General features: G+C 61.7%; 17 protein-coding genes and 3 tRNA genes. 19 read left to right on the forward strand and 1 reads right to left on the reverse strand.

Going from position 1 to position 22,710, the window contains the following annotated elements; genetic code table 11:
- Positions 1-46: 46 nt before the first annotated feature.
- The 18 genes from C8C94_RS20600 (at position 47) to C8C94_RS20685 (ending at position 21,151) form a co-directional block, all read left to right on the forward strand.
- Positions 47-121 (forward strand) — tRNA-Thr (locus C8C94_RS20600).
- Between the two features lie 74 nt (positions 122-195).
- Positions 196-1,386 (forward strand): elongation factor Tu, encoded by a 1,191-nt coding sequence (gene tuf, locus C8C94_RS20605; protein WP_056642984.1) that lies wholly within the window; start codon positions 196-198, stop codon positions 1,384-1,386.
- Positions 1,387-1,400: 14 nt separating this feature from the next.
- Positions 1,401-1,476: transfer RNA gene (locus C8C94_RS20610), tRNA-Trp, on the forward strand.
- Between the two features lie 91 nt (positions 1,477-1,567).
- Positions 1,568-1,954 (forward strand): preprotein translocase subunit SecE, encoded by a 387-nt coding sequence (gene secE / locus C8C94_RS20615; protein WP_121422025.1) that lies wholly within the window; start codon positions 1,568-1,570, stop codon positions 1,952-1,954.
- Positions 1,951-2,547, forward strand: a complete 597-nt coding sequence (gene nusG / locus C8C94_RS20620; protein ID WP_121422026.1) for a transcription termination/antitermination protein NusG — start codon at positions 1,951-1,953, stop codon at positions 2,545-2,547. Before secE ends, nusG begins: the two co-directional genes overlap by 4 nt.
- A 163-nt stretch (positions 2,548-2,710) precedes the next feature.
- Positions 2,711-3,142, forward strand: a complete 432-nt coding sequence (gene rplK, locus C8C94_RS20625; protein WP_010467238.1) for a 50S ribosomal protein L11 — start codon at positions 2,711-2,713, stop codon at positions 3,140-3,142.
- Positions 3,143-3,838, forward strand: coding sequence for a 50S ribosomal protein L1 (gene rplA, locus C8C94_RS20630; protein ID WP_055398510.1), 696 nt, complete (start codon positions 3,143-3,145; stop codon positions 3,836-3,838).
- Between the two features lie 233 nt (positions 3,839-4,071).
- Entirely contained in the window at positions 4,072-4,596 is a 525-nt protein-coding gene (gene rplJ, locus C8C94_RS20635; RefSeq protein WP_055398511.1) for a 50S ribosomal protein L10, read from the forward strand.
- A 40-nt stretch (positions 4,597-4,636) separates the two neighbouring features.
- On the forward strand, positions 4,637-5,014 hold the full coding sequence (gene rplL / locus C8C94_RS20640) for a 50S ribosomal protein L7/L12 (protein ID WP_008907085.1): 378 nt from the start codon (positions 4,637-4,639) through the stop codon (positions 5,012-5,014).
- Between the two features lie 267 nt (positions 5,015-5,281).
- The gene (rpoB, locus tag C8C94_RS20645) at positions 5,282-9,394 is read left to right on the forward strand and encodes a DNA-directed RNA polymerase subunit beta (RefSeq protein WP_055398512.1); all 4,113 of its coding nucleotides are present in this window, start codon (positions 5,282-5,284) and stop codon (positions 9,392-9,394) included.
- Between the two features lie 21 nt (positions 9,395-9,415).
- A complete protein-coding gene (gene rpoC / locus C8C94_RS20650; RefSeq protein ID WP_055398513.1) occupies positions 9,416-13,651 on the forward strand; it encodes a DNA-directed RNA polymerase subunit beta' in 4,236 nt (1,411 codons plus the stop codon).
- 156 nt (positions 13,652-13,807) lie between these two features.
- The gene (locus C8C94_RS20655; protein ID WP_121422027.1) at positions 13,808-14,392 is read left to right on the forward strand and encodes a LemA family protein; all 585 of its coding nucleotides are present in this window, start codon (positions 13,808-13,810) and stop codon (positions 14,390-14,392) included.
- A gap of 172 nt (positions 14,393-14,564) precedes the next feature.
- Positions 14,565-15,893: a 16S rRNA (cytosine(967)-C(5))-methyltransferase RsmB gene (rsmB, locus tag C8C94_RS20660; protein WP_121422028.1), complete on the forward strand. Its 1,329-nt coding sequence runs from the start codon at positions 14,565-14,567 to the stop codon at positions 15,891-15,893.
- A 61-nt stretch (positions 15,894-15,954) separates the two neighbouring features.
- A complete protein-coding gene (locus C8C94_RS20665) occupies positions 15,955-16,512 on the forward strand; it encodes a DUF4390 domain-containing protein (RefSeq protein ID WP_121422029.1) in 558 nt (185 codons plus the stop codon).
- Positions 16,509-18,806: an ATP-binding protein gene (locus C8C94_RS20670; protein ID WP_121422030.1), complete on the forward strand. Its 2,298-nt coding sequence runs from the start codon at positions 16,509-16,511 to the stop codon at positions 18,804-18,806. The genes C8C94_RS20665 and C8C94_RS20670 overlap by 4 nt, the downstream gene beginning before the upstream one ends.
- A 39-nt stretch (positions 18,807-18,845) precedes the next feature.
- A complete protein-coding gene (locus C8C94_RS20675) occupies positions 18,846-19,529 on the forward strand; it encodes a response regulator (RefSeq protein ID WP_121422031.1) in 684 nt (227 codons plus the stop codon).
- A 66-nt stretch (positions 19,530-19,595) separates the two neighbouring features.
- Positions 19,596-19,671 (forward strand) — tRNA-Phe (locus tag C8C94_RS20680).
- Between the two features lie 223 nt (positions 19,672-19,894).
- Positions 19,895-21,151: an Hsp70 family protein gene (locus tag C8C94_RS20685; protein ID WP_121422032.1), complete on the forward strand. Its 1,257-nt coding sequence runs from the start codon at positions 19,895-19,897 to the stop codon at positions 21,149-21,151.
- A gap of 133 nt (positions 21,152-21,284) precedes the next feature.
- On the opposite strand, the gene rsmI is transcribed toward C8C94_RS20685, so the two are convergent.
- Positions 21,285-22,244 (reverse strand): 16S rRNA (cytidine(1402)-2'-O)-methyltransferase, encoded by a 960-nt coding sequence (rsmI, locus tag C8C94_RS20690; protein ID WP_121422033.1) that lies wholly within the window; start codon positions 22,242-22,244, stop codon positions 21,285-21,287.
- Here rsmI and C8C94_RS20695 point away from each other — a divergent pair.
- Positions 22,244-22,654: a YraN family protein gene (locus C8C94_RS20695; RefSeq protein WP_121422034.1), complete on the forward strand. Its 411-nt coding sequence runs from the start codon at positions 22,244-22,246 to the stop codon at positions 22,652-22,654. The two genes, rsmI and C8C94_RS20695, sit on opposite strands and share 1 nt — an antisense overlap.
- Positions 22,655-22,710 lie beyond the last annotated feature (56 nt).

Here is a 22,710-nt window from a genome sequence, read left to right on the forward strand (position 1 = left end):
GTTTGTTGAGTTAGAGATTTTGATGTCGCGCGAGCGGTGTCAAGTTGCCCATGTGGCTCAGTGGTAGAGCACTCCCTTGGTAAGGGAGAGGTCGCGGGTCCGATTCCCGCCATGGGCACCACTTTCAGGTGCGTCCGATTCTGGTTGCGCCGAGATCCAGTTGTATTGGTATAGATTTTTTTCGGAGTCGGAAAAATGGCAAAAGGTAAGTTCGAGCGCACCAAGCCTCACGTCAACGTGGGCACAATCGGCCACGTGGACCATGGCAAGACGACGCTGACGGCGGCCATCGCTACCGTGCTGTCCGCCAAGTTCGGCGGTGAAGCCAAGGCATACGACCAGATCGATGCAGCGCCCGAAGAAAAGGCCCGCGGTATCACGATCAACACCGCCCACGTGGAATACGAAACGGCCAACCGCCACTACGCCCACGTGGACTGCCCTGGCCACGCCGACTATGTGAAGAACATGATCACCGGCGCAGCCCAGATGGACGGCGCTATCCTGGTGTGCTCGGCTGCTGACGGCCCCATGCCCCAGACCCGCGAGCACATCCTGCTGGCTCGCCAAGTGGGCGTGCCTTACATCATCGTGTTCCTGAACAAGTGCGACATGGTGGACGACGAAGAACTGCTCGAACTCGTCGAAATGGAAGTGCGCGAACTCCTGGACAAGTACGACTTCCCAGGCGACGACACCCCCATCATCCGTGGTTCTGCCAAGCTCGCCCTGGAAGGCGACAAGGGCAAGCTGGGTGAAGAAGCCATCATGAAGCTGGCTGAAGCGCTGGACACCTACATCCCCACGCCAGAGCGCGCTGTGGACGGTGCCTTCCTGATGCCCGTGGAAGACGTGTTCTCCATCTCCGGCCGTGGCACCGTGGTGACCGGTCGCGTTGAGCGCGGCATCATCAAGGTCGGCGAAGAAATCGAAATCGTCGGTATCCGCGACACGCAAAAGACCATCTGCACCGGCGTGGAAATGTTCCGCAAGCTGCTGGACCAAGGTCAAGCTGGCGACAACGTCGGCCTGCTGCTGCGCGGCACCAAGCGCGAAGATGTGGAGCGCGGCCAAGTGCTGTGCAAGCCCGGCTCGATCAAGCCCCACACCCACTTCACCGCTGAAGTGTATGTTCTGAGCAAGGACGAAGGCGGCCGTCACACGCCCTTCTTCAACAACTACCGCCCTCAGTTCTACTTCCGCACGACCGACGTGACCGGCGCCATCGAGCTGCCAGCCGACAAGGAAATGGTCATGCCTGGTGACAACGTGTCGATCACTGTGAAGCTGATCAACCCCATCGCCATGGAAGAAGGTCTGCGCTTCGCTATCCGCGAAGGCGGCCGTACCGTGGGCGCTGGCGTCGTGGCCAAGATCATTGCTTAATTAGCAAGGTATACAGGGGTATAGCTCAATTGGCAGAGCGTCGGTCTCCAAAACCGAAGGTTGTAGGTTCGATTCCTACTGCCCCTGCCACTTGAATGTGGCCCAAAACAAGCCCGCCAGACCCTGGCGGGCTTCGGTGTCTTAAGTGATGCCGTGCATCGGAAGCAGGAAATACTCAAAGATGGCCACTTCACAGGTTGAAACAGTCAATACAGGCGCAGACAAGGCCAAGCTCGCTGCGGTGGTGGCCCTGGTCATCGCTTCGGTTGCAGGCTTCTATTTGTTGGGAAAACAAGGCGCTGTGGTGCAGTGGGCTGCGCTGATCGTTGGGCTGGCTGCTGCTGCTGGCGTGTTCTTGGTGTCGGAGTCCGGTCGCCAGTTCGTTGCCTTTGCCAAAGACGCTTGGCGCGAGGTGAAGAAGGTCGTTTGGCCCACCCGCAAGGAAACCCTGCAGATGACGGCCTACGTATTCGCCTTTGTGGTGATCATGGCCCTTTTCCTGTGGTTCACTGACAAGACGCTGGAATGGGTCTTGTACGACTTGATTTTGGGCTGGAGAAAGTCATGACAACCGCTGCGGAAATCACTGGAGCAGAAGCTCCTGCAGGCTCTTCTGCTTCGGCAAATCCCGATCTGCGTTGGTACATTGTCCATGCCTACTCGGGCATGGAAAAGGCTGTGGAGCGCAATATTCAGGAGCGGATTGGTCGCTCGGGTATGCAGGACAAGTTTGGTCGCATTCTGGTGCCGACCGAGGAAGTGGTCGAAATGAAGAACGGCCAGCGCAAGACGACAGAGCGTCGCTTGTTTCCTGGCTATGTGTTCGTCGAGATGGTGATGGACGATGACACTTGGCATCTGGTGAAGCACACCAACAAGGTGACGGGGTTTGTAGGGGGGGCGAAAAATCGCCCTGCGCCGATTTCTGAAGAGGAAGTCCAGAAAATCGTCAGTCAGATGCAGGAAGGTACAGACAAGCCTCGCCACAAGATCGAATTCATGGTCGGCGAACTTGTACGTGTCAAAGAAGGTCCCTTCACCGACTTCAATGGTTCGGTTGAAGAGGTCAATTACGAAAAGAGCCGCGTGCGGGTCTCCGTGATGATTTTTGGTCGCTCCACGCCCGTCGAGCTGGAGTTTGGGCAGGTCGAAAAGACATAGGTCTTTCGGATAACACCTAAGTTCTTCCTGGCAAGGCCAGGGTAAGCAGTTGGATGCCGCACTTTTCGACTCGGTGCGAACATCGTGATAGCGAGTCGTTAACCCCGGGGAGCCAGTTGTTGCGTGGTGCGACAACAGCGTTATGACCCGTAAGGAGTAAAACATGGCGAAAAAAATCGTCGGTTTTATCAAGCTGCAAGTTCCAGCTGGTAAGGCCAATCCATCCCCACCCATCGGCCCAGCACTGGGTCAACGTGGTCTCAACATCATGGAGTTCTGCAAGGCATTCAATGCGCAGACCCAAGGTGTGGAGCCAGGTCTGCCACTGCCCGTGGTCATCACGGCGTTCGCGGACAAGAGCTTTACCTTCATCATCAAGACGCCGCCTGCGACGACTCTGATCAAGAAGGCTATCAAGCTCGAAAAGGGTTCTTCCAATCCGCTGAAGACCAAGGTTGGCAAGATCACGCGCGAACAGCTCGAAGAAATCGCCAAGACCAAGATGAAGGACATGAATGCTGCGAATGTTGACGCTGCTGTCCGTACGCTGGCTGGTTCCGCTCGCTCGATGGGCGTGACGGTGGAGGGTTTGTAAATGGCCAAGTTGACAAAAAAGCAAAAGGCCCTGCAGGGCAAGGTTGACAGCACCAAGCTGTACGCCTTTGCAGATGCCGTGGTTCTGGTGAAGGAAGCTGCTACTGCTAAGTTCGATGAATCCATCGACGTGGCTGTTCAGCTGGGCATTGATGCCAAGAAGTCCGACCAGGTGGTGCGTGGCGCTGTAGTGTTGCCCAACGGTACTGGCAAGACGACCCGTGTGGCCGTCTTTGCGCAAGGTGCCAAGGCGGAAGAAGCCAAGGCTGCTGGCGCTGACATCGTTGGCATGGATGACCTGGCTGCCATGGTGAAGGCTGGTGACATGCCCTTCGATGTGGTGATCGCTGCTCCTGACGCCATGCGCGTTGTGGGTACCCTGGGTCAGATCCTTGGCCCACGTGGCCTGATGCCAAACCCCAAGGTGGGCACGGTTACTCCCGACGTGGCTACGGCTGTGAAGAACGCCAAGGCTGGTCAGGTGCAGTTCCGTGTGGACAAGGCCGGTATCGTGCACAGCACTATTGGCCGCCGCTCGTTCGACAATGAAAAGCTGCAAGGTAACCTGGCTGCACTGATCGACGCTCTGAACAAGGCCAAGCCTGCTTCGAGCAAGGGTCTGTACCTGCGCAAGGTCGCTGTGTCCTCCACGATGGGCGTTGGCGTCCGCGTGGACACACAATCCATCGCAGCGTAATTGCGGTAAAAAATCTTCGGGCCTGCAAGGGCCTGATGTGGTGGGCTGGGGTGGTGCAACAACCATCTCCAGGCCATCCAAGACCGTTGGTGTGCTGCCTTGCACTTAATCCCTCCGGGGCCAACGCAGATGGCGATCCCGCTGCAGATGGAATTCATTCCGAAACAGTTGGTCGCTGCAACAAGAGCGTGTACGAGGGCGCAAGCCTGAATGCACAATTTAAGGAGTAGACCTTGAGTCTTAATCGCAGTGAGAAAGAAGCGGTCATCAGTGAAGTGACCAGCCTCGCCGCTAAAGCTCAAACGCTTGTGATCGCGGAATACCGTGGCATCACGGTCGCCGACATGACCAAACTGCGTGTGGAAGCTCGCAGCAAGGGCGTGAACCTGAGTGTTCTGAAGAACACTTTGGCCCGCCGTGCTGTGGCTGGCAGCGCGTTTGACGTGGTGGCTGACCAGATGACCGGTCCTCTGATCTATGGCTTCTCCGAAGACGCCGTGGCTGCCGCGAAAGTGGTGGCTGACTTTGCGAAAACCAACGACAAGCTGGTGATTCGCGGTGGCGCTTTCGGTGGTAAGGCCCTGGACGTGAACGGCGTTAAGCAACTGGCCAACATTCCTTCCAAGGAAGTTCTGCTGGCTCAGATTTGTGGCTTGCTTATGTCCCCCATGTCGCGTACGGCCGTTGTGCTGGGCGCACTGGCGGCGAAAAAAGGCGAAGGCGCAGCCGCACCGGCCGCCGAACCTGTTGCGGCTTGATAGCCCGGCAGACAACCAACACAATTGTTAGGAAATCAAAATGGCATTCGATAAAGACGCATTTTTGACCGCGCTGGACAGCATGACGGTTCTGGAACTCAATGACTTGGTGAAGGCCATTGAAGAGAAGTTTGGCGTGAGCGCTGCAGCCATGGCTGCTCCTGCTGCCGCTGGTGGTGGCGCTGGCGCTGCTGCTGCTGAAGAAAAGACGGAATTCAACGTGGTGCTGACCGAAGCCGGCGCCAACAAGGTGTCCGTCATCAAGGCAGTGCGCGAAATCACCGGCCTGGGCCTCAAGGAAGCCAAGGATCTGGTGGACGGCGCTCCCAAGAACGTCAAGGAAGGCATTGCCAAGGCCGACGCCGAAGCAGCCGTCAAGAAGCTGGTGGAAGCCGGCGCCAAGGCCGAACTCAAGTAATTCGGTCTTGCTCAAGGGCTGGAGTGCTCCTCAAAGGGCCTCCAGCCTTTGGTGCTTTCAGAGCGCACCCGAAAGCCGCCGTGCAAACGCTGGTTTTTGAGTGTCTTCTGACAACCCCGACAGCAGAAGACGCCTTGGTTCGGGTGATGTGCAACGCATCACCGTCCGCCATGGTTGGTAGTGGCCAACCGCCAAGCCCGTAAGGACAGCGCTCCTTGCGGGTCAGTCGTCGAAGACCCAGGACTCATGTCTTTGCCCGGAGATCTCATGGCCTATTCCTACACCGAACGCAAGCGAATTCGCAAAAGTTTCGGCACCCGCGATAGCGTGCTCGAAGTTCCTTATCTGCTGCAGATGCAGAAGGACGCCTACACCGCTTTCTTGCAGGCTGATAAAGCACCCCAGAAAAGAACCATCGAAGGCCTTCAGGCTGCATTCGACGCTGCCTTTCCTATCGTCTCCCACAACGGTTTTGTGGAGATGAAGTTCATTGAATACAACCTGGCCAAGCCGGCTTTTGATGTGCGCGAGTGCCAGACCCGTGGTCTGACTTTCGCCTCGGCCGTGCGCGCCAAGGTGCAACTGATCATTTATGACCGCGAGTCCTCGACCTCGCAGTCCAAGGTGGTCAAGGAAGTGAAGGAGCAAGAGGTCTACATGGGTGAAGTGCCTTTGATGACCGACAAGGGCTCGTTCATCATCAACGGCACCGAGCGTGTGATCGTGTCGCAGCTGCACCGTTCGCCGGGTGTATTTTTCGAGCATGACAAGGGCAAGACCCACAGCTCGGGCAAGCTGCTGTTCTCTGCACGCATCATTCCTTACCGTGGTTCGTGGCTCGACTTCGAGTTCGACCCCAAGGACATCCTGTACTTCCGCGTGGACCGTCGCCGCAAGATGCCGGTCACGATCCTGCTCAAGGCCATCGGCCTGAATCCAGAATCTATCCTGGCGAACTTCTTCGTCAACGATAACTTCCGTCTGATGGACAGCGGTGCACAAATGGAATTTGTGTCCGAGCGTCTGCGTGGTGAAGTGGCCCGTTTTGACATCACCGACAAGTCTGGCAAGGTTGTTGTGGCCAAGGACAAGCGTGTCACGGCTCGCCACACCCGCGAACTGGAACAGTCTGGCACGACGCACATCAGCGTGCCGGAAGACTTCCTGATCGGTCGTGTCGTGGCCCGCAACATTGTGGATGCGGACACTGGTGAGATCATCGCCAAGGCCAATGACGAGCTGACCGAAGCGCTGCTCAAGAAGCTGCGCAGCGCTGGTGTGCAAGACGTACAGTGCATCTACACCAATGAACTCGACCAGGGGGCGTACATGTCGCAGACCCTGCGCATCGACGAAACGGTGGACGAATTTGCTGCACGCGTGGCCATTTACCGCATGATGCGCCCTGGCGAGCCGCCAACGGAAGACGCCGTGCAGGCCCTGTTCCAGCGCCTGTTCTACAACCCCGACACGTACGACCTGTCGCGTGTGGGCCGCATGAAGTTCAATGCCAAGATTGGCCGCGACGAATCCACTGGCCCCATGGTGCTGTCTAACGAAGACATCCTGGCTGTGGTCAAGATTCTGGTGGACCTGCGCAACGGCAACGGCGAAGTCGATGACATCGATCACCTGGGCAACCGCCGCGTGCGTTGCGTGGGCGAACTGGCCGAAAACCAGTACCGCACGGGCCTGGCACGTATCGAAAAGGCGGTGAAAGAACGTCTGGGCCAGGCCGAGCAAGAGCCGCTGATGCCCCACGACCTGATCAACAGCAAGCCGATCTCGGCTGCCCTGAAGGAATTCTTCGGCGCGTCGCAGCTGTCGCAGTTCATGGACCAGACCAATCCGCTCGCCGAAATCACGCACAAGCGCCGTGTTTCCGCCCTGGGCCCGGGTGGTCTGACCCGCGAACGCGCAGGCTTCGAAGTGCGCGACGTGCACGTAACCCATTACGGCCGCGTCTGCCCTATCGAAACGCCTGAAGGCCCGAACATCGGCCTGATCAACTCGCTGGCTCTGTACGCTCGGCTGAACGAGTACGGTTTCATCGAAACCCCTTACCGTCGCGTGGTGGATGGCAAGGTCACGAACGAGATCGACTACCTCTCGGCCATCGAAGAAGGCAAGTACGTGATCGCGCAGGCCAACGCCGTGCTCGACAAGGATGGCCGTTTGACGGGTGATCTGGTGTCTGCCCGTGAGAAGGGTGAATCCATTCTGTGTGGTGCAGACCGCGTGCAGTACATGGACGTGTCGCCCGCGCAGATCGTGTCGGTCGCGGCTTCGCTGGTGCCCTTCCTGGAACACGATGATGCGAACCGCGCGCTGATGGGCGCCAACATGTCGCGCCAGGCCGTGCCAGTGCTGCGTCCTGAAAAGCCGCTGGTGGGCACGGGCATCGAGCGCGTGGCTGCCGTGGACTCGGGCACCGTCGTGACGGCGACCCGTGGCGGTGTGGTGGACTATGTGGATGCGACCCGTATCGTGATCCGCGTCAACGATGCCGAAGCCGTGGCCGGTGAAGTGGGTGTGGACATCTACAACCTCATCAAGTACCAGCGTTCCAACCAGAACACCAATATCCACCAGCGCCCCATCGTCAAGAAGGGCGACATGCTGGTCAAGGGTGACGTGATCGCCGACGGCGCATCGACGGACTTCGGCGAAATCGCCATCGGCCAGAACATGCTGATCGCGTTCATGCCTTGGAACGGCTACAACTTCGAAGATTCGATCCTGATCTCCGAACGCGTGGTGGCCGAAGACCGCTATACCTCGATCCACATCGAGGAACTCGTGGTCATGGCGCGTGACACGAAGCTGGGCGCTGAAGAAATCACGCGCGACATTCCGAACCTGTCTGAGCAGCAACTGAACCGCCTGGACGAGTCCGGCATCATCTACGTGGGCGCCGAAGTGCAGCCTGGCGATACGCTGGTCGGCAAGGTCACGCCCAAGGGCGAAACGACGCTCACGCCTGAAGAGAAGCTGCTGCGCGCCATCTTCGGCGAGAAGGCTTCCGACGTGAAGGATACCTCGCTGCGCGTGGACCAGGGCTCGTCGGGCACCGTGATCGACGTGCAGGTCTTCACCCGCGAAGGCATCCAGCGCGACAAGCGCGCCCAGCAGATCATCGACGATGAACTCAAGCGCTTCCGCCTGGACCTGAACGACCAGCTGCGCATCGTGGAGGCTGACGCCTTCGACCGTATCGAAAAGCTGCTGAACGGCCGTGTGGCCAACGGCGGCCCGCAGAAGTTGGCCAAGGGCACGAAGATCGACAAGGCCTACCTGTCTTCCGTCGAGAAGTTCCACTGGTTCGACATCCGCCCGGCTGAAGACGAAGTAGCTACGCAACTTGAGTCCATCAAGAACGCGCTGGAGCAGACGCGCCACAGCTTCGACCTGGCTTTTGAAGAAAAGCGCAAGAAGCTCACGCAAGGCGACGAGTTGCCAGCTGGAGTGCTGAAGATGGTCAAGGTGTACTTGGCCGTCAAGCGCCGTCTGCAGCCAGGTGACAAGATGGCCGGCCGCCACGGTAACAAGGGTGTGGTCTCCAAGATCGTTCCGGTCGAAGACATGCCTTACATGGCTGACGGCACACCTGCCGATATCGTTCTGAACCCGCTGGGCGTGCCCTCGCGGATGAACATTGGTCAGGTGCTGGAAGTCCACCTGGGCTGGGCCGGCAAGGGCATTGGCCAACGCATCGGCAACATGCTGCAGGAACAGGCCAAGGCCGCCGACATGCGCAAGTTCCTCGAAGAGGTGTACAACTCGCGCGGCCGCACGGAAGACCTGTCGCTGCTCAGCGATGACGACGTGATGGCCATGGCTGCCAACCTGACCAACGGTGTGCCTTATGCGACGCCCGTGTTCGATGGTGCTTCGGAAGAAGAAATCAAGGACATGCTCAAGATCGCCTACCCAGACGACATTGCAGAGCGCAAGGGCCTCACGCCCACCCGCACGCAGGCGTACCTGTTCGATGGCCGTACGGGCGAGCGCTTTGAGCGTCCGACCACCATTGGTTACATGCACTACCTGAAGCTGCACCATTTGGTGGACGACAAGATGCATGCCCGCTCGACCGGTCCTTACTCGCTCGTCACGCAGCAGCCGCTGGGTGGTAAGGCGCAGTTTGGTGGCCAGCGTTTCGGGGAAATGGAAGTGTGGGCGCTGGAAGCATACGGCGCCGCCTACGTCCTGCAGGAAATGCTGACCGTGAAGTCCGACGACGTGGTGGGCCGTACCAAGGTGTACGAATCCATTGTCAAGGGCGAACACGCCATCGAAGCCGGCATGCCGGAATCGTTCAACGTGCTGGTCAAGGAAATCCGTTCGCTGGGCCTGGACATCGAGCTGGAACGCTCCTAAGCAGAAAAGGAAAGAGTCACTATGAAATCGCTACTCGACCTGTTCAAGCAATTCACGCCGGACGAGCATTTCGATGCCATCCGCATCGGCATGGCTTCTCCCGAAAAGATCCGTTCGTGGTCTTTTGGCGAAGTGAAGAAGCCCGAAACCATCAACTACCGCACTTTCAAGCCCGAGCGCGACGGCCTGTTCTGCGCCAAGATTTTTGGTCCCATCAAGGACTACGAATGCCTGTGCGGCAAGTACAAGCGCCTCAAGCACCGCGGCGTGATCTGCGAGAAGTGCGGCGTTGAGGTCACGCAGACCAAGGTGCGCCGCGAGCGCATGGGCCACATCGACCTGGCCGCGCCCTGCGCCCACATCTGGTTCCTGAAGTCGCTGCCATCGCGTCTGGGCCTGGTGCTGGACATGACGCTGCGCGACATTGAGCGCGTGCTGTACTTTGAAGCTTATGTGGTGACCGACCCCGGCATGACGCCGCTGAAGAAGTTCAGCATCATGTCCGAGGACGACTACGACGCCAAGCGCAAGGAATACGGCGATGAATTCATCGCCAAGATGGGCGCTGAGGGTATCAAGGACCTGCTGGAATCCATCGACATCGACATGTCGATTGAGCGCCTGCGTGGCGACCTCACCGGCTCTGAAGTCAAGGTCAAGAAGAACGCCAAGCGCCTGAAGGTGCTGGAAGCGTTCAAGAAGTCGGGCATCAAGCCCGAGTGGATGGTGCTCGAAGTGCTGCCCGTGCTGCCACCGGACCTGCGTCCGCTGGTGCCGCTGGACGGCGGCCGCTTTGCGACCTCCGACCTGAACGACCTGTACCGCCGCGTCATCAACCGCAACTCGCGTCTGCGCCGCCTGCTGGAGCTGAAGGCCCCTGAAATCATCGCCCGCAACGAAAAGCGGATGCTGCAGGAAGCTGTTGACTCGCTGCTGGACAACGGCCGCCGTGGCAAGGCCATGACGGGCGCCAACAAGCGCGCGCTGAAGTCGCTGGCCGACATGATCAAGGGCAAGTCCGGCCGTTTCCGCCAGAACTTGCTGGGCAAGCGCGTGGACTACTCCGGTCGTTCCGTGATTACCGTGGGCCCAACGCTCAAGCTGCACCAGTGCGGCCTGCCCAAGCTGATGGCGCTGGAGCTGTTCAAGCCTTTCATCTTCTCGCGCCTCGAAGCCATGGGCATCGCGACGACGATCAAGGCCGCCAAGAAGGAAGTCGAATCCGGCACCCCCGTGGTGTGGGACATCCTGGAAGAGGTGATCAAAGAGCACCCCGTGATGCTGAACCGTGCGCCTACGCTGCACCGTTTGGGTATCCAGGCCTTTGAGCCCATCCTGATCGAAGGCAAGGCCATTCAGCTGCACCCCCTCGTTTGCGCGGCCTTCAACGCCGACTTCGACGGTGACCAGATGGCTGTCCACGTCCCGCTGTCGGTGGAAGCGCAGATGGAAGCCCGCACGCTGATGCTGGCCTCCAACAACGTGCTGTTCCCTGCGTCGGGCGAACCCTCCATCGTTCCTTCGCAGGACGTGGTGCTGGGCCTGTACTACGCCACCCGCGATCGCATCAACGGCAAGGGTGAAGGCTTGGTGTTTGCCGATACCGGAGAAGTGCAACGTGCTCTGGACGCTGGCGAGGTCGAACTGGCCGCCAAGATCACGGTGCGCATGACCGAGTGGACCAAGAACAAGGAAACGGGCGAATTCGTTCCGTCCACCTCGCTCGTGGAAACCACGGCCGGCCGTGCGCTGCTGTCCGAGATTCTTCCCAAGGGCCTGCCGTTCTCCAACATGAACAAGGCGCTCAAGAAGAAGGAAATCTCGCGCCTGATCAACGTCTCGTTCCGCAAGTGCGGTCTGAAGGAAACGGTCGTGTTCGCCGACAAGCTGCTGCAAAACGGCTTCCGTCTGGCCACGCGCGCCGGCATCTCGATCGCCATTGATGACATGCTGGTGCCGCCACAAAAGGCCGGCATCATCGAGCGTTCCGAGAAGGAAGTGAAGGAGATCGAACAGCAGTATGTGTCCGGTCTGGTCACCTCTGGCGAGCGCTACAACAAGGTGGTGGACATCTGGGGCAAGGCCGGCGACGAAGTGTCCAAGGTGATGATGGCCCAGTTGTCCAAGCAGAAGGTCATGGACCGCCACGGCAAGGAAGTGGACCAGGAGTCCTTCAACTCCATCTACATGATGGCCGACTCTGGCGCTCGCGGTTCTGCAGCCCAGATTCGTCAGGTGGCCGGTATGCGGGGTCTGATGGCCAAGCCAGACGGTTCGATCATCGAAACGCCTATCACCGCGAACTTCCGCGAAGGTCTAAACGTGCTGGAGTACTTCATCTCCACCCACGGTGCCCGTAAGGGTCTGGCCGACACGGCGCTGAAGACCGCCAACTCGGGTTACCTGACCCGCCGTCTGGTGGACGTGACGCAGGATCTGGTGGTGACCGAAGAAGATTGTGGCACTTCCAATGGCTCGCTGATGCGCGCCATCGTCGAAGGCGGTGAAGTGATCGAATCGCTGCGCGACCGTATCCTGGGCCGCACGGCGGCTGAAGACGTGCTGCACCCCGAGAACCGCTCGGTGCTGGTCTCGGCGGGTGTCATGCTCGACGAAGACCTCATCGAAGAACTCGAAGCGGCTGGCGTGGACGAAGTGAAGGTTCGCACGGCACTGACCTGCGAAACCCGCTACGGCCTGTGCGCCAAGTGCTATGGCCGCGACTTGGGCCGTGGCGGCCTGATCAACCTCGGCGAAGCCGTGGGTGTGATTGCTGCCCAGTCCATCGGTGAACCCGGCACGCAGCTGACCATGCGCACGTTCCACATCGGTGGTGCCGCATCGCGCGCTGCCATCGCATCGAGCGTGGAAGCCAAGTCCAACGGCGTGATCGGCTTCAACGCCACGATGCGCTACGTGAGCAACACCAAGGGTGAGCTGGTGGTGATTGCGCGTTCGGGTGAAATCATCATCCACGACGAGCATGGCCGCGAGCGCGAACGCCACAAGGTGCCTTACGGTGCAACGCTGACGGTGAAGGCCGACCAGACCATCAAGGCTGGCACTATCCTCGCCAACTGGGATCCGCTGACGCGCCCCATCATCACCGAGTTCGCCGGTCAGACCAAGTTCGAGAACGTCGAAGAAGGTCTCACGGTGGCCAAGCAGGTCGACGAAGTGACCGGCCTGTCCACGCTGGTGGTGATCGATCCGAAGCGCCGTGGCGCTGCCAAGGTCGTGCGCCCGCAGGTGAAGCTGATCGACGCCCAGGGCAACGAAGTGAAGATCCCTGGCACCGACCACTCGGTGACCATCGGCTTCCAGGTCGGCGCTCTGATCCAGGTGCGCGACGGCCAGGATGTGGGCCCCGGCGAAGTGCTGGCGCGTATTCCGGTCGAAGGTCAGAAGACCCGCGACATTACCGGCGGTCTGCCCCGTGTGGCCGAGCTGTTCGAAGCCCGTACGCCGAAGGACAAGGGCACGCTGGCCGAGATGACAGGTACCGTGTCGTTCGGCAAGGAAACCAAGGGCAAGGTCCGCCTGCAGATCACCGACCCTGAAGGCCATGTGTTCGAAGAACTCGTGCCCAAGGAAAAGAACATCCTGGTGCACGAAGGCCAGGTGGTGAACAAGGGCGAATCAATTGTGGACGGCCCGGCCGACCCACAAGACATCCTGCGTTTGCTGGGTATCGAAGAGCTGTCGCGCTACATCGTTGATGAAGTGCAGGATGTGTACCGCTTGCAGGGTGTGAAGATCAACGACAAGCACATCGAGGTGATCGTTCGCCAGATGCTGCGCCGCGTCGTGGTCGAGAACGTTGGCGAGTCCAACTACATCGCCGGTGAACAGATCGAGCGTTCCGAGATCCTCAACACCAACGATGCGTTGCAGGCCGAAGGCAAGATCCCCGCGACCTACAGCAACCTGCTGCTGGGTATCACCAAGGCTTCGCTGTCGACCGACTCGTTCATCTCGGCCGCTTCCTTCCAGGAAACGACCCGCGTGCTCACCGAGGCTGCCATCATGGGCAAGCGCGACGAGCTGCGTGGCCTGAAGGAAAACGTGATCGTGGGTCGCCTGATCCCGGCCGGTACCGGCATGGCCTATCACCAGGCACGCAAGGCCAAGGACGCCATGGACGACGCTGAGCGCCGCGCCATTGCCGAAGCCGAAGCCGCCGAGATGGAAGCCCAGGGTGAAGCAACGGAAGTCGAGGGCAGCACCTCCACCGCGACCGACGCAGCCGCTGACTAAGCCTTCGGGCCGCCTCTGAAAAGCTCCCGTCCTGTCCCTGGCAGGCCGGGAGCTTTTTTCTGGAACCCGCACTTCGATCTTTCGTAGTCTTCGCCTTTCTCCCTCATTTCCTTATCGGGCCGTAACGCGTGGTGCACGCGAGGACGGCAACTGTGCATGTGGTCATCGCCCCTTTTCTGGATTGTTTTTGCCATTGCCGCTTTTTGGGCGCTGGGCGCCTACAACCGCCTGATGCGGCTGCGCTCGGCCGTTGTGCAGGCGTTTGGCAGCTTTGACGCTCACATGGTGCGCCAGCTGTCTTTGATGGGTGAGTATGGTGCGGCGCAAGCCGTACAGCAGGCCCCCTCGGCAGGTGGCACGGAGCCAGAGATGGCGGCACTGCAAGGCGCCACCACCCAGCTGAGCGCATCCTTGGCCATGGCGCGGGCGCGTCCCTTGCAGCCAGACGCGGTGGCCGCCTTGGCGGCAGCGCGCGAGGTGCTCCATGCGTCCTGGCAGAAGGCCACACACAACAGTGGGCAAGCGACCCGCGCGCAGACGTCTGTGGCTACCGCCGCTGCGGACGCGCCGCCCGTGTCCCCATCTCTGTGGCAGGTTCGGTGGGACGAGCATGTTCTGCAGAACGACCAGGCGATGCGTGTTTTCAACGAAGCGGTGTTGCACTACAACGCTGCCATTGCCCAGTTTCCAGCCAACCTGCTGGCCTGGGTGTTCGGATTCAAGGCCGCCCGCAGGCTGTAGAAAGGTTGCCAGGACCACAATGAACCCACCCGCACCACGACAACAACCCCCACGCCCTGCGTCCCGCCCCGGGCCTAACAAGCGAGCCGACCGAGCCAACAATGCGCCAGCCCGTGACCGGACGCTTTCCGGCCCGGGCGGCGCCAGTCGCCCGGGGACGGGCGGTCAGCCCGTGGCGCTATGGCAACAGTTGGAGGCTGTGGCCAGTGCCTTGCAGGCCATTCGCTCCGGGCAGTCGGGCACCGCAGCACTGGCGGCGGTAGACACAGCTCTGCGCCCTGGGGTGCAGTCTCTCCTGTTTCAGGTGCTGCGCCAGGCCGGACGGGCGGAGGCGTTGCGCCGCCAGATGGTTGCACGCACGCCTCCACCGGCCCCGGATGCGCTGTTGTGTACGGCGCTGGCGCTGTGCTGGAACCCTGAGGAGTCGCCGTACGAGCCGTTCACCTTGGTGAACCAGGTGGTGGAAGCGGCCAAACGCAGCGCGTCCACGCGTGCGCAGGCTTCATTCCTCAACGGTTGCTTGCGCCGCTTTCTGCGCGAACGCGAAGCGCTGGTTGCCCGCACCGATGGCGATCCGCTGGCCCGTTGGAACCATCCGGTGTGGTGGGTCGAGCGCCTGCGCAAGGACCATCCCCACCACTGGGAGCAGATTCTGCAGGCCAACAATACCCACGCACCGATGACGCTGCGAGTCAATGCACAAAAAAGCACTCTAGCGCTTTACCAGAAAGCGCTGGAAGCTATCAATTTGGAAGCAATTCCGTCTGGGAGTGTAGGACTGGTGTTGCAGCACCCCGTGCCCGTGCAATCGCTGCCGGGGTTTGAAGAGGGCTGGGTCTCGGTGCAGGATGCCGCAGCCCAGATGGCTGCGCCCCTGTTGCTTGAAGGTCTGGACCTCACCCGGCCTGTGCGGGTGCTCGACGCCTGTGCGGCGCCCGGGGGTAAAACCGCCCACCTTCTGGAGTGGGCAGGCGTTGGTGCGCCGATACAGGTCACTGCGCTGGAGATCGATGCCACCCGCAGCGCGCGCATTGGTGAGACCTTGCAGCGCCTGGGGCTGCGCGCCCAAGTGGTGGTGGCTGATGCGGCGCATCCGCAAGACTGGTGGCAGCAGCATTGCGATGGTGCGCAGTTCGATGCCATCTTGCTGGATGCGCCCTGCACGGCCTCGGGCATCGTGCGCCGCCATCCGGATGTGCGCTGGCTGCGCCGCGAGAGCGATATTGCGCAGCTTGCAGGCCTGCAGGCCCGGTTGCTCAAGACCCTGTGGCCCCTGTTGCGCCCTGGCGGACGGCTGCTGTATTGCACGTGTTCCGTGTTCCGTGCCGAAGGCGACGACCAGGTGCAAACGTTTCTTGCACACAACACCGATGCGCAATTGCTGCCGTCGCCGGGTCATTTAATCCCCGCCAACGGGGACAAGCCCGGAGCTGTCCCGGACAATCAGTCGGGTGACCACGACGGATTTTTTTACGCACTGTTGCAAAAATCGCCGCAATGAGTTCCGTGGGGCTCGTTGGGTGGCGATCTGTGCGCTCTTTCTCTTGGTGGCATGGGCCGCAATGGTGCAGTCGGCTATCGCTGGTCAGCCGGTGGACCCCGAGGTGGGCGAACTTCGGCTGGACCGTGCCGAGGATGGCCTCTACCTCAGCACCACACTGCAATTTGTGCTGCCGGAGCTTGCCGAGGATGCGCTGTACAAGGGCATTCCTATGTTCTTCGTGGCCGAGGCCCAGGTTTTGCGAGACCGCTGGTACTGGTCTGACCGCCAAGTGGCTGAAACCACCCGCTATCTGCGGCTAAGTTACCAGCCGTTGACGCGACGTTGGCGTCTGAACATCTCCCCGGTACCTTTCACCAACAGTGGCCTGGGTGTGGTTTTGGGGCAGAATTTTGACAGTTATGCCGATGCGTTGTCGGCCATTCAGCGCATTTCGCGATGGAAGATCGCTGAACGCGATGTCATTGAGTCAGATGCCGTCCATACGGTCAATTTCCGGTTTCGGCTTGACATGTCGCAGTTGCCCCGACCCTTCCAGATCGGGGCCGTGGGGCGCTCGGGCTGGAATCTCCTGGTGTCCCGCAGCCAACGCCTGACTGCAGAGACCGTCGCCAAGTGAGCCCTCCAGAGTCTTCCCAGACGGGAGCTTCCGCGTCGGCCCATGCCGCCGCACGCCAGTCGCGCGCCGTGCGCTGGGCCGTGGGGGTTGGGGCCGCCATCATGTCGGCTATCGGCATGGTGCTGTTGTTCCTGCTCACCCTGGCCACCAACAACCGCGCGCTGTACGAGCGCAACTACGCTTGGCTCTTTGGCGTGAACGTTTTGGTGGCCGTGCTGCTGCTGGCCGTGCTTGTGTGGGTGGCGGTGCGCCTGGGCATGCGCTTGCGCAAAGGGCGCTTTGGCAGTCGACTGCTGGTCAAGCTTGCGGCCATCTTTGCGCTGGTGGGGCTGATGCCGGGGCTGCTGATCTATGTGGTGTCCTACCAGTTTGTCACGCGTTCCATTGAGAGCTGGTTCGATGTGAAAGTGGAGGGCGCTCTTTCAGCGGGGGTGAACCTGGCCCGTGTGTCGCTGGATTCACTGGCCGCCGACATGGCCTCAAAAGCGCGCAATGCCAGTGCCCAAGTGGCGCAGGTGCCTGATGCTGCGGCTGGTCTGGTGCTGGAGCGCATCCGCGACCAGCTGGGAGCCACCGATGTCGTGCTCTGGAATGCTGCGGGCCAGGCGGTAGCCAGTGCAGGTCAATCGCGCTTTAGCCTGAACCCTGACCGGCCCGGCGTGGCGTTGCTGCGCACCGTGCGGCAGCAGCGCGCCACCGCGCAGATCGAGGGCCTGGACGATATTTCGGACCCTGCCGCGGCACAGAATGCGCGCGTCAAAGTGCTGGCGCTGGTCAGCAGCCCCAGCGTCGGCTTGCTCGTGGAGCCCCGATACCTGCAGGCCACGTTGCCCCTGCCGCCTGCGCTGGTGGCCAACGCCATTGCCGTGCAGGAGGCCAACCGCGAATACCAGGAGCGAGCCCTGGCCCGTGGGGGGCTGCGGCGCATGTATGTGGGCACGCTTACGCTGAGCCTGTTCCTGGCTGTCTTTGGTGCCGTTTTGCTGGCGGTGCTGCTGGGCAACCAGCTGGCCCGCCCGCTGCTGGTGCTGGCCGAGGGGGTGCGCGAGGTGGCTGCTGGCAATCTCAGCCCCAAGGCTGCATTGCAGGGCAAGGATGAGCTGGGTGGACTCACACGCTCTTTTGCACTGATGACCCAGCAGTTGTCCGACGCCCGCCATGCCGTGGAGCAGAGCATGGGCGAGGTCGATGCCGCACGCGCCAACCTGCAGACCATCCTGGACAACCTCACGGCGGGGGTGATCGTGCTGGATGCCCAAGGTTTGATCCGATCGTCCAATCCGGGGGCCACCCGCATCCTGCGGGCACCGATGGCGGCCTATGAGGGGCGACCCCTGTCGGAAGTGCCAGGGCTCGCCGAGTTTGCGGCGTCGGTGCAAGGGCACTTCGACGCTTTCCTGGGCGACCACGAACGCCATGGACTGGACCACTGGCAGCAGCCTTTTGAGCTGCATGCGTCTTCTGGCGGCGTCGGGCAACACGCTACCAGCCTCGTCGCGCGGGGTGCCGAACTGCCCGATTCGGCCAGACTGTTGGTTTTTGACGACATTTCGGAAATTGTTTCTGCCCAGCGCGCGCAGGCTTGGGGTGAGGTGGCGCGGCGCCTGGCGCACGAAATCAAGAACCCGCTCACCCCCATCCAGCTGTCTGCGGAGCGGCTGGAAATGAAGCTCTCTGGCAAGCTGCCCGGCCCTGAACAGGCCATCCTCGCCAAGTCCGTCAAGACCATCGTGGACCAGGTCGATGCGATGAAGCGGCTGGTCAACGAATTCCGCGATTACGCACGCCTGCCTGCTGCAGAACTCCATGCACTGGACCTCAATGCCCTGGTGGCCGACGTGCTCCATCTTTACGGCGAAGAGAACGCCGCCGTGCGCGTAGAAGCCGAGCTGGACCCTCGTTGCCCCTCTATCGCAGGCGATGCGCAGCAGCTGCGGCAGGTTGTGCACAACCTGCTGCAAAACGCGCAAGACGCCACCGAGCAGGCGCGCGCTGGAACCTCGGAGCCCGTGCCTCCGGTACGCATCAGCACTCGCTGGAGTGAGTCCTCGCGCCGCGTGCGGCTCACGGTTTCTGACAGCGGGGGGGGCTTTCCTGCGCACATCCTGCAGCGCGCCTTCGAGCCCTACGTCACCACCAAGCCCCGGGGCACCGGCCTGGGTCTGGCCGTGGTCAAAAAGATTGCCGATGAGCACGGTGCGCGCATTGACTTGTCGAATCGGACCGAAGATGGCGTATTGCGGGGGGCCCAAGTGTCGTTATCATTCGCCCCTGAACCAGCGGTGGCGTCATAACAACACCGCCCCGCAGTACCCCAAGGCGCTTCAACACACATGGCAAACATTCTGGTGGTCGACGATGAGCTCGGCATTCGTGATCTGCTGTCGGAAATCCTGAACGACGAAGGTCACAGCGTAGACCTCGCAGAAAACGCCACCCAGGCGCGCACGGCCCGGGCAGGCAACACCTACGACCTCGTGCTGCTCGATATCTGGATGCCGGACACCGACGGGGTTTCGTTGCTCAAGGAATGGGCAACAGCGGGCGTGCTGACCATGCCCGTGATCATGATGAGTGGCCACGCCACCATCGACACCGCCGTAGAGGCCACCCGGATCGGCGCCTTCTCGTTTCTTGAAAAACCCATCACCCTGCAAAAGCTGCTCAAGGCGGTGGAGCAGGGCCTGGCACGCAACGCTGCCCACCAGTCCGCCCCGGTGGCTGCGGCCCCAGCGCCCGTCCATACCCCGGCCGACCCCACGTTTTCGCAACTGCCTGCTGTGTCGGCCATCATGGCTGGCGTCGAGGCTGGCCCGCACGCGCACCAGGGGTTTGACCTGGACCGCCCCCTGCGCGAAGCGCGCGATGGTTTTGAAAAAGCCTATTTCGAATTCCACCTGGCCCGCGAAGGCGGTTCCATGACGCGCGTGGCCGAAAAGACGGGCCTGGAGCGCACGCACCTTTATCGCAAGCTGCGCCAGCTGGGGGTCGATCTCGGCCGGGGCAAACGCGGGTAGGCTTGCAAGAAATTATTGGCGGTTTCGCCAAAACAGCCTTTTTTTCTGGTTATAATTTGAGGCTCAGGCCCGGTAGCTCAGTCGGTAGAGCAGAGGATTGAAAATCCTTGTGTCGGTGGTTCGATTCCGCCCCAGGCCACCAAATAAAAGCCCTTGATTTTTGCTAATCAAGGGCTTTTTCCATTGTGCATGCGGTGTCCACGGCGCTGGGTCGTGCCTCGGAGGGGCTTTGGACGGGTCTCCTGTCGCGCCACCAAGCTGCCCAGAGCATTCTTCTCGCCGCAGCGCCGCATCCGATGTTTGCGTTCACCGAGGCTGTGGCCGGTGTGCGTTGAACACTTCCTCATCGCTTCGACACTTCACCCATGCCCCTCCTGAAGGACACCACCCTCGGTATCGACTTTGGCACTTCCAACTCCGCGATGGCCGTGCGCCAGGGGTCGGGTTTGGCGCGGATGATTGCGCTGGAAGGGAGTGCGCACACACTGCCCACCGCACTGTTCTTCAACGCAGAGGATCACCGCACGCACTTTGGTCGCGATGCCGTGGGCCAGTATCTGGCAGGCACCGAGGGGCGCCTGATGCGGTCGCTCAAGAGCCTGCTCGGTAGTGCGCTGCTGCAGGACAAGACGGCGGTGCACAACAAGATGGTGAGCTACCAGGACATCATCAGCCTCTTCTTGCGCATGCTGGTGCAAAAGGCGCGCGATGAGCTGGGCGGCATGCCTGCCCGTGTGGTGATGGGGCGGCCGGTGCATTTTGTGGATGGGGATGCCGACCGCGATCAGCAGGCGGAAGATGCGTTGCGCCAGGCTGCGCTGGATGCGGGGTTTGCCGAGGTGTCGTTCCAGCTGGAGCCGATTGCCGCAGCGCTGGACTACGAGCAGCGTATCGCGCACGAGTCGCTGGTGCTGGTGGTGGACATTGGGGGAGGTACCTCGGACTTCACAGTGGTGCGGTTGGGGCCGGAGCGCATGGCGCGTGCCGAGCGCGGCAGCGATGTGCTGGCCACCACCGGCGTGCACGTGGGTGGCACCGACTTTGACCGGCGGCTGAGCCTGGACCTGTTGATGCCCTTGCTCGGGTTTCGGCACACCGGGCCCACGGGGCGCGAGGTGCCCAGCCGGGTGTTTTTTGACCTGTCCACCTGGCACCTGATCCAGTGGCTGTACTCGCCGCGTGCACTGCGCGATGCGCAGAACCTGCGCACCGACTATTCCGATGCACGGCTGCACGCGCGGCTCATGCGGGTGCTGCACGAGCGCCTGGGGCACCGCATGGCCAACACGGTGGAGCAGGCCAAGATTGCGGCCTCGCTGGCCGATGCCGAAGCGCCCATGCCGCTGGACTGGATCGAGGCCGGGCTGGGCGCCGCCGTCACTCCCGAGGGGCTGGCGCAGTTTCTGTTGCAACCCCTCGAACAGGTGGTCGCCTGCGCGCAGGAATGTGTGCAGCTGGCGGGCCTGGGTGTGCAGGGGCTGGATGCGATCTATCTCACCGGGGGCTCGTCGGCCCTGCGGCCGCTGCGGCAGGCGCTCAAAGCGGCGTTTCCCGACACTCCCCAGGTGGAAGGCGATTTGTTTGGCGGGGTGGCGGCCGGGTTGGCGGTGTCAGGGCGATAGATCTGGAGGGGGGGGGCGGCACCAGGGCCGGTGGTGGATTCGCTGTGGCGGATGAAATGCTATTAAAAATATAGCTATCAGCGCTTGTCCATCAAGCGCCAGGTGCCAATTTGGCCCGAAACCCGAGGTGTTATCAGCTCCCGGCGTCGCCTGCTTCGTCCTCATCTTCCCCGCTCGCGCCGCTGCGCTTCCACGCCAGGGCCGTGTCGTACAGCACATTGCGTGATGCACCCGTGATCTCGGCAGCCAGGCGCACGGCGGTTTTCAGCGGCAGCTCCTGCACCAGCAGGCGCAACACCCGCAGGCTGGCGCCATCGTCGCTGGCCACCGCCACCGGGTGCAGCAGCACCACAAACTCGCCGCGCGAGCGCTGGGGTGCGCCGTCCAGCCAGGCTGTCAGCTCCCGGGCGGGCCGCGTGGTCACGTCCTCGAACTGCTTGGTCAGCTCCCGTGCCAGCGTTACCGGACGATCACCCAGCACCGCCAGGGCCTGGGCCAGCTCGTTGATGCGGTGGGGGGCTTCAAGCAGCACCACGCAGCGCGGCTCCAGGGCCAGCTGCTGCGCAATCACCGTGGCGCGTTCGGCGTTCTTCACGGGTAGAAACCCTGCGAACACAAAACCGCCATGTTCAGTGCTGTGGGCCACTGCGCCTGCCACGCTCAGCGCTGTGGTGATGCTGCTGGCGCCGGGTAGGGGCACGGCCCGCAGGCCCGCCGCCTGCACGGCGGCCACGAGCCGGGCGCCAGGGTCACTCACGCCGGGCGTGCCGGCGTCACTCACGTAGACCACGCGCTGGCCCAGCTGCAGCCGCTGCACCACGTTCTGCGCGGCCTCCGCCTCGTTGTGCTGGTGCACCGCCAGCAGCTGTGCGGCGCCCTTGTCGATGCCGTAGGCGCGCAGCATGGACTGCGTGTGGCGCGTGTCTTCGCAGGCCACGGTGTCGGCCATTTGCAGCACGTGCAGCGCGCGCAGGGTGATGTCGGCCAGGTTGCCGATGGGCGTGGCCACCACATACAAGGCGCCCTCGGGATAATGCTGCGCAGCCGCCGCTTCGCGCGCGGCGCCCTGGGCTGAAGCGAAAGATGCGCTCAATGAAATTCCTTGGAAAGAGAAAACCGGCGGGGGGCTCTGGCCCGGCTGCCCCCGCCGCCACCACGCGCGAACGCGGCAATGTGGCGGAGGACCAGGCCTTGGCCCATCTGCAGGCGGCTGGCCTGCAACTGGTGGTGCGCAATTATCGGACGCCCGGACGCGGCGGTGGCGAGATTGATCTGGTCATGCGCGAGCGCGACGGCACGCTGGTGTTTGTCGAAGTGCGCAGCCGGGCGGGCAGTGCGTTTGGCGGCGCGGGGGCCAGCATCGGTGCCACCAAGCAGCAGCGCATCATTTTTGCGGCCCGGCACTACCTGCTGCGCCTGCCGTCGCCGCCGCCCTGCCGGTTTGATGTGGTGCTGGTCGAGGCTTCGGTGCAGTGGCTCAAGGCGGCCTTTGATGCGCAGTGACCCCATCCGTTCCCTGTCCCCCATTCGGGCTCCAAAGCAATGCCAGTGACTACGGT

The organism is Acidovorax sp. 94, assembly GCF_003634645.1.
GTDB classification, from domain to species: Bacteria; Pseudomonadota; Gammaproteobacteria; order Burkholderiales; family Burkholderiaceae_C; genus Acidovorax; species Acidovorax facilis.

What these genes read in the sequence shown, in the direction of transcription:
- tuf (WP_056642984.1), top strand. Translation starts at nt 196, where the DNA reads ATGGCAAAAGGTAAGTTCGAGCGCACCAAGCCTCACGTCAACGTGGGC.
- secE (WP_121422025.1), top strand. Translation starts at nt 1,568, where the DNA reads ATGGCCACTTCACAGGTTGAAACAGTCAATACAGGCGCAGACAAGGCC.
- nusG (WP_121422026.1), top strand. Translation starts at nt 1,951, where the DNA reads ATGACAACCGCTGCGGAAATCACTGGAGCAGAAGCTCCTGCAGGCTCT.
- rplK (WP_010467238.1), top strand. Translation starts at nt 2,711, where the DNA reads ATGGCGAAAAAAATCGTCGGTTTTATCAAGCTGCAAGTTCCAGCTGGT.
- rplA (WP_055398510.1), top strand. Translation starts at nt 3,143, where the DNA reads ATGGCCAAGTTGACAAAAAAGCAAAAGGCCCTGCAGGGCAAGGTTGAC.
- rplL (WP_008907085.1), top strand. Translation starts at nt 4,637, where the DNA reads ATGGCATTCGATAAAGACGCATTTTTGACCGCGCTGGACAGCATGACG.
- rpoB (WP_055398512.1), top strand. Translation starts at nt 5,282, where the DNA reads ATGGCCTATTCCTACACCGAACGCAAGCGAATTCGCAAAAGTTTCGGC.
- rpoC (WP_055398513.1), top strand. Translation starts at nt 9,416, where the DNA reads ATGAAATCGCTACTCGACCTGTTCAAGCAATTCACGCCGGACGAGCAT.
- C8C94_RS20655 (WP_121422027.1), top strand. Translation starts at nt 13,808, where the DNA reads ATGTGGTCATCGCCCCTTTTCTGGATTGTTTTTGCCATTGCCGCTTTT.
- C8C94_RS20665 (WP_121422029.1), top strand. Translation starts at nt 15,955, where the DNA reads ATGGTGCAGTCGGCTATCGCTGGTCAGCCGGTGGACCCCGAGGTGGGC.
- C8C94_RS20675 (WP_121422031.1), top strand. Translation starts at nt 18,846, where the DNA reads ATGGCAAACATTCTGGTGGTCGACGATGAGCTCGGCATTCGTGATCTG.
- C8C94_RS20685 (WP_121422032.1), top strand. Translation starts at nt 19,895, where the DNA reads ATGCCCCTCCTGAAGGACACCACCCTCGGTATCGACTTTGGCACTTCC.
- C8C94_RS20695 (WP_121422034.1), top strand. Translation starts at nt 22,244, where the DNA reads ATGAAATTCCTTGGAAAGAGAAAACCGGCGGGGGGCTCTGGCCCGGCT.